The following is a 10,574-nucleotide window of genomic DNA, read 5'->3' as shown; positions in this document are numbered from 1 at the left end:
GCAGTCGAAGCACCTCGACCACCGGGCGGAGAACAGCCACCGGCCCACCCGGCGGCGCGAACGGGCCGGCTGGCAAGCCCGGAACTTGGCCGCCGACCTGGGGATGCGCAGGGACTCGTCGCGGTTCCTGCCGCGGGACCGCGACGACACATACGGTACGGCGTTCGACGCGGTCTTCGAGGCCGAGGGCCTGGATGTGATCTTGAGTGCGCCGCGGGCTCCCCGGATGAACGCACACGGCGAGCGGGTGATCGGAAGTATCCGGCGCGAGGCCCTCGACCACGTCCTGATCATCGGCGAGTCCCACGCCCGGTGGGTGCTGACCAGCTATCAGGACCACTACAACAGGCATCGGCCGCACCGGGCACGCCAACAGCTCCCACCCGACGCCGACCGCCGGCCCGCCACCGTCCACGACCTCGACGACCGAAGACTCCTCCGTACCCGAGTCCTCGGCGGCGTCATCAACGAGTACCGATACGTTGCCTGACATGCAGCGATGACTTTCCGAGCCCTACACGATGCCACGGGAGGATCCGGTGACGAGCGTGGCCAAGCGTTCCTCTTCCGGGGAATCCGCTGTGACCGCCTGGGTGTTCACGAGGTCCTTCCTTCCGCCAGTGCGCGCAGTCCCGCCGCTGCGAGCAGGGGCACGGCGTTGCCGACCGTTTCGAATCCGTGGCCGACGGTCATTCCGGCCCGGTGGCGGGCGTGGATGCCTTCGGCGATCACGGCGATCTTGAAGTAGCCGAGGCCGAGGTAGAAGGCGAGCCGTCCCAGATCCCGGCCGGAGACGCGGGCGTAGTGCTCGGCGAGGTCGCGGGGGGAGGGGAGCCGGCTGCTGGTGGAGGCGGCGGAGCCACCCAGTACCGGGTCGAACGCGGGGTCCCGGTAGACCAGGGTCATGCCCAGGTCGGCGAGCGGGTCGCCGATGGTGGCCATCTCCCAGTCGACGAGTGCGCGGATCGTACCCGGGTCGGCCGGATCCAGGATGGCGTTGTCGATGCGGTAGTCGCCATGGACGATGGCCGCGCCGCTCTCGGCGGGCACCTCGGCGGCCAGGCGCTGGTGGAGGGTGTCGATGTCGGGCAGGTCGCGGGTGGCGACGCGTGACCACTGGTCGCGCCAGCGCCGGACCTGCCGGGTCAGGTAGCCCTCGGGTCGGCCGAAGCCGGTGAGCCCGGCCTCCTCGTACGGTACGGAGTGCAGCCGTGCGAGCACCTCGACGAGGGCGCCGGCGCAGTTGTCGATGTCCGTCTGGGACAGGGCGTGGAGGTCGTCGTGGGTGCGCAGCACCGTGCCCGCCACGTGGGAGACGACGCAGAACGGCGCGCCGAGCACCTCGGGGTCCTCGCACAGCGCCACCGTCCGGGCGACCGGTGTGCCGGTGCCCTGCAGCGCGGCGACGATCCGGTACTCGCGCCCCACGTCGTGCGCGGACGGCGTCAGGACGCCGAGCGGGGGGCGGCGCACGACCCACCGGGAGTGGCCGTCGGTGACCAGGTAGGTCAGGTTGGAGCGGCCGCCGTGCAGCAGTTCGGCCCGCAGTGGGCCTGCGGTGTCCGGCACCTGGGTCTCGAAGTACTGCTGGAGGGCCGCCAGGTCCAGGCCCTGGGGGCTCGTCGCCTCGGCGCTCACGACTGCGCTCCTGCGGTCCGGCCGTCCAGGTGGCGTCGGACGACCCGGCGGGCGATCGCCCAGCGGTGGGTCTCGGAGGGGCCGTCGTAGATGCGGAACGGGCGCACCTCGCGCAGGAAGCGGGAGAGCAGGATGTCCCCGGAGATGCCCAACGCGCCGCAGATCTGCAGCGACCGGTCGACGACGCGCCATACCGCCTCGGCGGTGAACGTCTTGGCGATCGCGGTGGACTGCGCCCCGGAGCGGCCCTGGTCCAGCTCCCGGCAGGCCTGCAGGATCAGTCCGCGCGAGGCGGCCACGTCGATCTCGTTGTCGGCGATCATCTGCTGGACCATGCCGAGTTCCGCGAGCCGGGAGCCGAACAGCTGCCGGTCGGCGGCGCGGGCCACCGCGATGTCCTGGGCGCGGCGGGCGATGCCCAGCCAGCGCATGCAGTGCGTCATCCGGGCGGGGCCGAGCCGGACCTGCGCGTACTCGAAGCCCTTGTCGACCTCGCCGAGCACCGCCTCGTCCGGCACGACGCAGCCGTCGAAGAGCACCTCGCAGTGCCCGCCGAAGAAGGCCTCGTCCAGGGTGTCGATGTGCCGCACGATCTTCATCCCGGGGTTGTCGGCGTCGACGAGGAACATCGTCGCCCCGCCCCGGGCCCCCGGTTCACCGGAGGTACGGGCCATGCAGATCGCGTACGCCGCGCCGTCCGCGCCGGTGATGAACCACTTGCGGCCCTCGATCCGCCAGCCCCCGGGCACCTTCTCGGCGCGGGTCGTCAGCGCCGACGGGTCCGAGCCGGCACCCGGCGCCGGCTCGGTCATCGCGAAGCACGACCGCACCCGCCCCTCGGCGAGCGGGCGCAGGTAGCGCTCCTTCTGTTCCGGGGTGGCGATCGCCTCCAGCATGTGCATGTTGCCCTCGTCGGGGGCCGCGATGTTCAGGGCGAGCGGACCGAACAGCGAGTAGCCGGCCTCTTCGAACACCAGCGCGCGACCACGCATGTCCAGACCGTGGCCGCCGTATTCCGAGGAGACGTGCGGGGCGAAGACCCCGGCCCCGCGGGCGGCCTCCTGAAGGCGCGTCCGCAGCGCCTCCCCTCCGGTGGCGGCGACCCCGCCGTGCTCCTCCTCGGCCGGAATCACCACCTCGCGGACGAACTCCGCCGTACGGCGGGCGAGATCCACGACCTCGGGGCTGTGGTCCGGGTTCACGGGCAACGGTTCCTCCTGACGCCGGGCAGGTTCGTGCACTGCACGGTCTCCAGCTCGGCTAATAGACGTTAGCCACATGACAACGGGACATTGCGCTGCTTGTCAATACCCGCAGTGATTCGCCGCCGTGACTGCCCGCAATCCAGCTAGCATGTGCTAGCCGAATCTCGCAGCCCACACCGAGGAGCCTTCCGTGCCACAGCCCCGTACGCATCAAGGCACTGCTGCGAACCGGTCCGGCGGCGCCCCGGCAGCCGGCGGCTCCCCGCGCGCCCACGCGATCCGCGCCGCCGCCCTGGAACTGTTCACCCAGCGCGGGTACCAGGCCACCACCATGGCCGACATCGGTGCGGCCGTCGGTGTCCGCGGGCCGAGCCTGTACAAACACGTCAGTTCCAAACAGGCGCTGCTCGCGCAGATCATGATCGGCACGATGGACGCGCTGCTCGCCGCCCACCGGACCGCTGTCGCCGGGACCGAGGACCCCGCCGAACGGCTCAGGCGCGCCACCGAGGCCCACGTCCGCTACCACGCGCGGCACCGACTCGAGGCATTCGTCGGCAACCGGGAGATCCGCAGCCTCGAAGAACCGCACAGCACCGCGGTCCTGGACCGGCGCGACGCGTACGAGAAGGCATTCCGCGAGCTGGTCGAGGCCGGGGTCGCCGCAGGACGCTTCCACGTCGCATCGGCCCGCCTGGCCTCGTACGCGATCCTGGACCTCGGGATGGGCGTGGCCGTCTGGTACCGCGAGGACGGAGAGCTGACGGAAGATCAGATCGTGTACCAGTACGGCGACTTCGCCCTCCTCCTGGTGGGCTCCGGATGACCTGTTCGCGCCGGCTTCCGGGCGCAGGCCGGGCCGGGAGCGGGCCGGGGGAGGGGGCGTCACCGGGACGGCGGAACCGTCCCGCGCCCCCACGGCTCCCACCCGTGCCCCGGACGGGGAAGACGGACGGTTGACCCACGGCCGCTCGATGACGGCGCCCGGTCGCCGCGAGGCTGATCGTCCGCGAGGCCGCGTCGCCGGGGGCAGTGGACGGCAAGCCCTTCCCCTCGGCCCCGGTGCCGGCAGGTGCGGGCGGCGGCCAGGTGGCTGACATGGCCACGACTTTGACGGGCTTGCCCAGCGCCGAGCAGGCGCGCAGGGACCTGGCCGGGCTGACGGTGGCGGCGCACGGCCCGATGGCCGGCTGAAGTCACGCCGAGTTCCCCCCACTGGGTCGCGCAGGGCGAGTCCTGCGACACCCGGAGACGACACTGGAACGCGACGGCGCCGACGTCGTGCGGGACTTGGGAGCCGTAATGGCTGCCGTGCGCGTGCCGACCGCGGTCGGGCCCACGTCTGCCCTGGGCGTCGAGGGCGTCTCCGCGCGCCGGGCTGCGACGCCGCCGTGCTCGGGTCGCCCTGTCCCCGTCGTGACCGGGAGCCGGGCAGGCTCTGCCGCCTTTTCCCCCGGCCGGCCCCCGCGCTCCGCCGCGAGCGGGCACGGGGAGATTTCCGCGGCGGATCCGAAGCGGCGAGGTGCCGTGTCCATCTGGGATTTCATGGGGCGCCGATGGACAAGTAGCCAATTTTCAAAGGGAGTTGAGGGGAAATTCTTCGATGTCGGTACGGGTGGTGCAGGACCGTTGCCCCACGGGTGCGCCCTATGCATAATGAGATTCCGCGTCCATAAAATTAGACGCTGTATCGGTGAGGGGCCCTGGTGAAGCAGACTCAACCGACCGAAAATCCCAACTGTCCTGTGGTGGATTACGTCTACAGTCCGCCGCCCACGCCGGTCGGGTGGCTGTTCGACCGGCTCGACCGGTATCAGGACATGTCCCGGCCCGCGGTGTGGACCGAGGAGGGTAAGGGCTACTGGATCTTCACTGATCACGACGCACTGCTCGAAGGCCTGCAACAGGCCGACCTGTGGTCCAGTGCGGTCGTCGATCCGACCCAGCAGGATCCGGACTACATGTGGATCCCGATCATGCTGGACCCTCCGCTCCACGCGAAGTGGCGCAGGCTGCTCGGGGCCTGGTTCACGCCGGCCCGCACGAAGTCCCTGAAGGAGGAACAGCAGCGTCTGGCCGCCCAGTTGATCGAGCGGCTGCGGGACAAGGGCGAGTGCGACTACGTCCGCGACTTCGCTCAGGTACTGCCGTCGATCGTCTTCCTCCAGATCATGGGAATGCCCCTGGAGAAGCTCGACGAATTCATGGTCTGGGAACACCAGATCCTGCACGGCAATACCGAGAGCGACCCGGACCGGTCCCTCCAGGCCGCGGGGCTGCACAAGGTGATGCAGTACTTCGGCGAACTCCTCGCCGAACGTCGGGCGAACCCTGATCCGGACGCGCAGGACATCGTCAGCGCCGCGATCACGTGGGAGATCGACGGTACCCCGATCCCCGATGCGGACCTGATCAACTGCCTGTTGCAGTTGTTCATGGCGGGCCTGGACACGGTGGCGGGCGAGGCCTCGTACTTCATGTACCACCTGGCGAAGCACCCCGAGGACCGTCGCCGCATCGCTTCCGAGCCCGAGTTGATCCCGCACGCGGTCGAGGAGTTGCTGCGGGTCTACCCGATCGTGCAGACCGCGCGCAAGGCCACCCGGGACGCCGACTTCCACGGCTGCCCGGTCAAGGCCGGACAGGTGGCGCACTTCCCCCTCTCGCTGGCGAGCAGGGACGAGAAGGCGCACCCCCGTGCGCGGACGGTCGACCTGGACCGGAAGGAGACCCGACACCTCGCCTTCGGGGCCGGCCCGCACCGTTGTCCCGGATCACACCTGGGGCGCCAGGAGTTGGCCGTGATGATGGAGGAGTGGCACCGGCAGATCCCCGACTACGAACTGGTCGAGGAGCCGACCGAGCACGGGCTCGTCCTGGGCCTCAACTCGCTGCCGCTGCGGTGGAACAGGCCCTAGTCGCACCACGTGCGGGGCCGCGGCGGGGGAGGTGCGACCGGTCGTTCGCCCCCGACCCTTCGCCGCCGCCCGCTCCGCCGCGTCGCGGCCCTGCGGCGCGCGCCCGCTCGGCATGGCCCGCCCCGGCTCTCGCAGCCGGGGCGGGCCATGTCCTGCTTCCGGGGTGCCGCGGATGCGCAACTGAGCTTCCGCATCCGTGCCTCCGGATCCGTGCTTTCGGACCCCGCTTCCGGATCGGCCGCCGACCGGCGGTCGATCGACTTACGTGAGTAGGCCGTTCGGGCGAAACCCGTGGGGCTTTTCGTCCTGCCGCGGCCCGCGACGCCCCGGGGTGACGTGATGTGGATGCTTTGGCGCGACACGCCCCTAAACTTACTTTGGACGTGGTGTTGGCCGATGAGGCCGCCGTGCCTGATCGTGATGTGCTGACCGAGGCCGCGAAGGGGTTCGGCGGCGCCGCGGTCGAGCTGGCGCCGGTGGCCCGGCCGGACGGAAGCCTCCGGCACGACCCGGAGCTGTTGGCCGCCGCGTACGACCGTATTTTTCGGATGCATGGAAGGATCGGCCCATGGCGATGACGGCTGCGGTGAAGGACGAGGTTTCCCGACTTCCCGTCACGCGGACCTGTTGCAGAAAGGCGGAGGTCTCCGCCATGCTGCGGTTCGCCGGCGGCCTCCACCTGGTGAGCGGGCGCATCGTGATCGAGGCGGAGCTGGACACGGCGATGGCCGCCCGCCGCCTCAAGCGGGACGTGTTGGAGATCTTCGGTCACAGTTCCGAGTTGATCGTGATGGCGCCGGGTGGATTGCGTCGTGGTTCGCGTTTCGTGGTGCGGGTGGTGGCGGGTGGGGATCAGTTGGCCCGGCAGACGGGTCTGGTGGACGGTCGGGGGCGTCCCATTCGGGGGCTTCCGCCGCAGGTCGTCTCGGGAGCGACCTGTGATGCGGAGGCGGCCTGGCGTGGTGCGTTCCTTTCGCATGGTTCGTTGACCGAGCCGGGGCGGTCGTCCTCGTTGGAGGTGACGTGTCCGGGGCCGGAGGCGGCGTTGGCGTTGGTGGGTGCGGCGCGTCGGTTGTCGATCGCGGCGAAGGCGCGTGAGGTGCGCGGCGTGGACCGGGTGGTGGTCCGTGACGGGGACGCGATCGGCGCGTTGTTGACCCGGCTCGGGGCGCATGACTCGGTACTGGCCTGGGAGGAGCGCCGGATGCGCCGCGAGGTGCGCGCCACGGCGAACCGGTTGGCGAACTTCGACGACGCCAACCTGCGGCGTTCGGCGCGGGCGGCGGTGGCGGCCGGTGCGCGGGTGCAGCGGGCGTTGGAGGTCCTCGCGGACGACGTGCCCGAGCACCTGGCCGCGGCCGGGCGGCTGCGCATGGAGCACAAGCAGGCCTCGCTGGAGGAGCTGGGGGCGCTGGCGGAGCCGCCGTTGACCAAGGACGCGGTGGCCGGCCGGATCCGCCGGCTCCTCGCGATGGCCGACAAGCGCGCCGCCGACCTCGGTATCCCGGGCACGGAGGCCGGCATCGGCGAGGAGCTCGCCGACAGCCTCGTCGGCTGACCTGGCACCCGCACGAGCCCGATCCCTTCCCTGCGAGCAACCCGTCACACTCCGTGACATCAGTGGCCCCTCTTCGGCCGATCGACCCACACGTCGACCGACCGATGAGGGGCCGCTCCACTGTGCCCGCGTGACGCGTTGCGCTGCCGCGTGGCACGGACTTCCCCGCGACGCTTCCGCCCTTCCTTGGAGCCGGCCCTCCCGCGGCGCCTCCCGCGGCCCACCTCGCGCGTGTGGTCGGCCGTGCGGCCAAGGTGTCCGGCATCCGCTCCGAAGACCGTGCGTGCCGCCGGGGCACAGCACCTTGACACGGCCGCTGTGACGGTGGTCATACTGAGACGGCTTGCTTCAAAAGGCCCTGTGGTGGCCCGGCCTGTGTCGACGGCGGACGAGCAGCCATCCGTCGTGCGCACGCACGGAACGGTCCGGTCCGAACCGCGCGCAGCGGGACGGAGGTTCACCGACCGCCCCGTGCACGGCGTGGAGCATGCGCGTGGTCGGGGCACGCCGATCGGCGCGTCCCGAAGCTCTCGGAAGGAGTCTTCATGAAGGCACTGGTGGTCGAAGCGTTCGGCGCCCCGTTCACGCTCGCGGACGTCGATCTCGCCGACCCGATCGGCCGCGAGGTGTTGGTGGAGGTGAAGGCATCCGGCCTGTGCCACAGCGACCTCGCGGCAGCGCAGCACGACCTCGGCCTCCCGGTCCCCTCCGTCCTCGGGCACGAGGTCGCGGGAGTGGTGGTGGGTCTGGGCCCGGACGTGACGGAGTTCGCCGTCGGGGACCACGTGGTCGGCTGCCTCGTCCAGTACTGCGCCCGCTGCGACCGCTGCCTGTCCGGCCGCATCAACCAGTGCCGTCACCCCGAGGCCACGCTGCGCGGCGCCGATCAGCCGCCGCGGCTCAGCCTGAACGGCAAGCCGCTGTTCCAGGGCATGGGCCTGGGAGGGTTCGCCGAACAGTGCCTGGTCCACGAGAGCCAGCTGGTGCGGCTGCCCGACCGGATGCCGTTCGCGCAGGCCGCGCTCATGGGCTGCGGTGTCGCCACCGGCGCCGGCGCGGTCATCAACACGGCGCGGGTGCAGGCGGGCGAGACCGTGGTCGTCATGGGCTGCGGCGGGGTGGGCCTCAACGCGATCAGCGGGGCCGTCACGGCGGGCGCCACCACGATCGTCGCGGTGGACGTCGCCGAGGAGAAGCTGGAGACCGCGCGCCGCTTCGGGGCCACCCACACCGTGAACTCGCGTACGACCGACCCGGTCGAGGCCGTGCGGGACATCACCGGTGACGGTGCGGACGCCGTCTTCGACTTCGTCGGGATGCCGCAGGTCACCAAGCAGGGATGGGAGATGGCCACCAAGGGCGGCGGCCTCTACCTGATCGGCTCGATCGACCCCGAGACGTCGCTGACCTTCACCAGCATCGACGCGGTCGTCTCGCAGAAGCGGGTCCAGGGGGTCTACATGGGCTCGACCGTCCCCAAGCGCGACCTGCCGATGTACGCGGAGCTCTACCTGGCCGGCCGGTTCAACCTCGACGACCTGGTCTCGAAGGAGATCTCCCTGGGCGAGGTCAACGAGGGCTACCAGGCCCTGCGCGACCCGAACATGACCCGGGTCGTCATCACCTCGTTCTGAGCGAGCCGGTGCCCGTGCGCGTCGCCCACCCGCGACGCGCACGGGCACCCCGGCCTCCACACTCCTTTTTCCCCGGACAGGATGGGCACTGGAACATGAGCGAACACGGCAGCGCGAGCGTCACCGCGGAACACGTCGACAAGAAGGAACTGGAGCGTGTACTCGCCCTCCAGCGCGAGGCGTTCCTCGCGCAGGGCACCCCGAGCGCCGAGGTGCGCCGGAACCGCATCGACCGACTGATGCTGGCGATCCTGGAGGCTTCCGGCCCTCTCGCCGAGGCGCTCCAGGAGGACTACGGCAGACGCCCCACCGCACTGTCGAAGATGTTCGACGTGCTGTCCTGGCTGGAGGACGTCAAGGTCAACCGGGAGTGCCTGGAGGAGTGGATGAAGCCCGTCGTCCTCGACGGCCCTCCGCCCGCCTTCATCGAGCAGAAGCCGAAGGGCGTCGTCGGGGTCATCGGCGCCTGGAACTTCCCGGTCAGCCTGACCGTCCACCCGGCCTTCGCCGCCCTGGCCGCGGGCAACCGGGTCATCATGAAGTTCCCGGAGAACCACCCCCGCACCGGCCAAGTCCTCGCACAGGCGGTGGCCAAGCACCTCGCCGAGGACGAGGTGGCCGTCGTCCTCGGCGACCTCCAGACGGCGAAGGACTTCTCCGCGCTGCCCCTCGACCACATCGTCCTGACCGGTTCCCCCGCGGTCGGCAAGGCGGTCGCGGGCGCCGCGTCGGCGAACCTGGTCCCCGTGACCCTGGAGCTCGGCGGCAAGAACCCGGTCGTGCTCGGACGGGACGCCGACCTCGACCGGGCGGCCGAACGCCTCGCGCTGGCACGGGCGATGAACAGCGGCCAGGTCTGCTCCTGCCCCGAGTACGTCTTCGTGCCCCGCGAGCACCTCGACACGTTCCGCACCAAGCTGGAGGCGGAGTTCCGGCTGCTCTTCCCGACCTTCCTGGACAACCCCGCAGCGGTCTCCATCATCAACGACCGCAACTACGAGCGGATCACCGCGCTCATCGACGACGCGACCGCCAGGGGGGCGACCAAGCTCCAGGTCGTCGCGCCCGAGGAGGCGGCCCACCTGCCCTCGCCGGACAGGCGGCTCATCCCTCCGACGATCCTGACCGACGTCCCGGCGGACGCGAAGATCAACGAGGAGGAGGTCTTCGGCCCGGTGATCTCCCTCTACCCCTACGACGACATCTCCGAGGCGATCCGCCACATCCAGGTCCGCCCGGCGGCGCTGTGCTCCTACTACTACGGGGAGGACGGCGCGGACTTCCGGGCGTTCGTGCGGGGCACCACGTCGGGCGGCGTGACCCGCAACGACTGCTTCGCCCACCAGACCGTCCCCGGCGCACCGTTCGGCGGGGTCGGCCACTCCGGCTACGGCGCCTACCACGGCAAGGCCGGCTTCGACGAGTTCACCCACCGCCGTACCGTCGCCGCCCCCGAGGGGGATCGTCCGTTCGCGGCGGGCTCCACGGGCGAGGCGGTCCTGCACCCGGACGTCGAGACCGGACTCGATCAGTTCGTCGCCGGCGAGGTCGCGGCCCTGCGTAGCCGCCTCGGGCGCTGACCCGCGACCCGACCCGTCGGGACGTCGAACAGCCCACCACC

General features: G+C 70.9%; 8 protein-coding genes and 1 pseudogene. 7 read left to right on the top strand and 2 right to left on the bottom strand.

The window, feature by feature from the left end:
• The coding region (locus tag ACFPZI_RS18360; RefSeq protein ID WP_381364268.1) for an integrase core domain-containing protein at window positions 1–490 on the top strand (490 nt) is incomplete at its 5' end.
• 107 nt (window positions 491–597) lie between these two features.
• Here the strand turns inward: ACFPZI_RS18360 and ACFPZI_RS18355 are convergent.
• Window positions 598–1,638, bottom strand: coding sequence for a phosphotransferase family protein (locus tag ACFPZI_RS18355; RefSeq protein ID WP_381364266.1), 1,041 nt, complete (start codon window positions 1,636–1,638; stop codon window positions 598–600).
• Window positions 1,635–2,846, bottom strand: coding sequence for an acyl-CoA dehydrogenase family protein (locus ACFPZI_RS18350; RefSeq protein ID WP_381364264.1), 1,212 nt, complete (start codon window positions 2,844–2,846; stop codon window positions 1,635–1,637). The genes ACFPZI_RS18355 and ACFPZI_RS18350 overlap by 4 nt, the downstream gene beginning before the upstream one ends.
• A gap of 187 nt (window positions 2,847–3,033) precedes the next feature.
• On the opposite strand from ACFPZI_RS18350, the gene ACFPZI_RS18345 reads away from it, so the two are divergent.
• From ACFPZI_RS18345 to ACFPZI_RS18320, 6 genes and pseudogenes are all read left to right on the top strand, one after another.
• Window positions 3,034–3,669, top strand: coding sequence for a TetR/AcrR family transcriptional regulator (locus ACFPZI_RS18345; protein ID WP_381364262.1), 636 nt, complete (start codon window positions 3,034–3,036; stop codon window positions 3,667–3,669).
• A 922-nt stretch (window positions 3,670–4,591) separates the two neighbouring features.
• Window positions 4,592–5,761, top strand: a complete 1,170-nt coding sequence (locus tag ACFPZI_RS18340; RefSeq protein WP_355896388.1) for a cytochrome P450 — start codon at window positions 4,592–4,594, stop codon at window positions 5,759–5,761.
• Between the two features lie 350 nt (window positions 5,762–6,111).
• Window positions 6,112–6,339, top strand: a pseudogene (locus ACFPZI_RS18335) (hypothetical protein); the annotation flags it as partial.
• Entirely contained in the window at window positions 6,330–7,319 is a 990-nt protein-coding gene (whiA, locus tag ACFPZI_RS18330; RefSeq protein ID WP_381364260.1) for a DNA-binding protein WhiA, read from the top strand. The pseudogene ACFPZI_RS18335 and the gene whiA, both read left to right, overlap by 10 nt.
• Before the next feature lie 545 nt (window positions 7,320–7,864).
• Window positions 7,865–8,953 carry a zinc-binding dehydrogenase gene (locus ACFPZI_RS18325; protein ID WP_381364258.1) on the top strand — a complete coding sequence of 363 codons (1,089 nt, stop codon included), beginning with the start codon at window positions 7,865–7,867 and terminating at the stop codon, window positions 8,951–8,953.
• A 95-nt stretch (window positions 8,954–9,048) separates the two neighbouring features.
• The gene (locus ACFPZI_RS18320; protein ID WP_381364256.1) at window positions 9,049–10,533 is read left to right on the top strand and encodes an aldehyde dehydrogenase family protein; all 1,485 of its coding nucleotides are present in this window, start codon (window positions 9,049–9,051) and stop codon (window positions 10,531–10,533) included.
• Window positions 10,534–10,574: the final 41 nt, after the last annotated feature.

Source organism: Streptomyces chlorus, from assembly GCF_042655885.1.
GTDB classification, from domain to species: domain Bacteria; phylum Actinomycetota; class Actinomycetes; order Streptomycetales; family Streptomycetaceae; genus Streptomyces; species Streptomyces chlorus.
The sequence above is the reverse complement of the archived record's forward strand: the minus strand, read 5'-3'. Positions and strand labels throughout refer to the sequence as shown.